The 1185-nt window shown below is 27.8% G+C and carries 1 pseudogene; it reads right to left on the bottom strand.

Features of this window, described 5'->3' with window-relative positions:
• Positions 1–234: 234 nt before the first annotated feature.
• Positions 235–1185: pseudogene (locus tag EZH24_RS14325) on the bottom strand (hypothetical protein); the annotation flags it as partial.

Raw genomic sequence — 1185 nt, 5'->3', positions numbered from 1 at the left:
CTATCTCTTTACCAAATACATCGGGAACATTTTCTATATTGATTACAAAAGTATCGCCGTCTCTAACTTTTACGACTGTAAAATCTTTTATCTCGTCTTTATAGTTAGCGCTTGTTAAAACGGCTTGAATTAAAAATAAAATAATCGTTATTTGTAATAAATTTTTCATTGTGTAAAAATAAGGGCAGTCATTAAACCGCCCCCTAATAAATATTTTTTCAATTTTCAATTATATTATTTATTTGCCATATATAATTGGTATAAATCGTCAGCTAATCCATGAATTGACATAGGTTGTCCATCCAATTCGGATGCGTTCACTTCCCAAGTCCATGAAGGTCCATCGCCTTTAGGTCCCTTTATGTCATTAATCCTAAACTGTATTAATACCTTCATTCCATACATATCTCCAGAAACATTTACATATTTGTTGCCATCTTTAGCTATTATTTGCTCCCATTTAGGTTTTTTTATAGCTGCATTAATTAATTCCTCTACAGTTACATTTGGATATGATTGGAAAGCTCCTTTTTTAACCAGATTAATAAATACTCCAGAATCTCTAAATGTAAATGATGCTATAATACAAATTAAAATTAAACATACAAAAGAAACTATATAGGACTTTTGAGATTTATCTTTATCGGGGCATAGAGATTTGAATTTTTCTAATTTAGCCTCTTCATATGTCTCATTTTCAACCTTTTTCATTCTTTCCTTAAATGCTAAATATAATAATTTATGCGTTAAGCTAACATATGTGCCAGCTAAACATATATAAACAATTATTAATTCAATAAAAAATGGTATCGGTATAAGACTTTTAATTGCCATTATCATAAAAATTAATGCAGAAGATATGATAAATAATACTACAGCCGATTTTTTAGCTCCAACATAAAATAAATATGCATAAGGAACTAATAATAAACAACTTAATAGCTCTTTTTTATCTGGACTAGATATTCCTTTTGTTTTATTTATTAATAAACTTACTAAACCTTTCTCTTCGCAAAGTTTTAGTTCTTCATTTGATTCTTTTAATACTTCTAATTCATAATCGGTTGGCGGTTCTTTTACATCAAAAAATGCCGCTAAATATTTATTATGATTATCCAATAATTTTTTTCGTTCTTCAGGTTTTAATTCTACTTCTGTAAAAATAAAACCAAAGGAATATCTAGT

It is taken from the genome of Brachyspira catarrhinii (assembly GCF_005518285.1).
Classification (GTDB): Bacteria; Spirochaetota; Brachyspiria; order Brachyspirales; family Brachyspiraceae; genus Brachyspira; species Brachyspira catarrhinii.
Note: the sequence above shows the minus strand (reverse complement) of the source record. Positions and strands in the feature narration are given on the sequence as shown.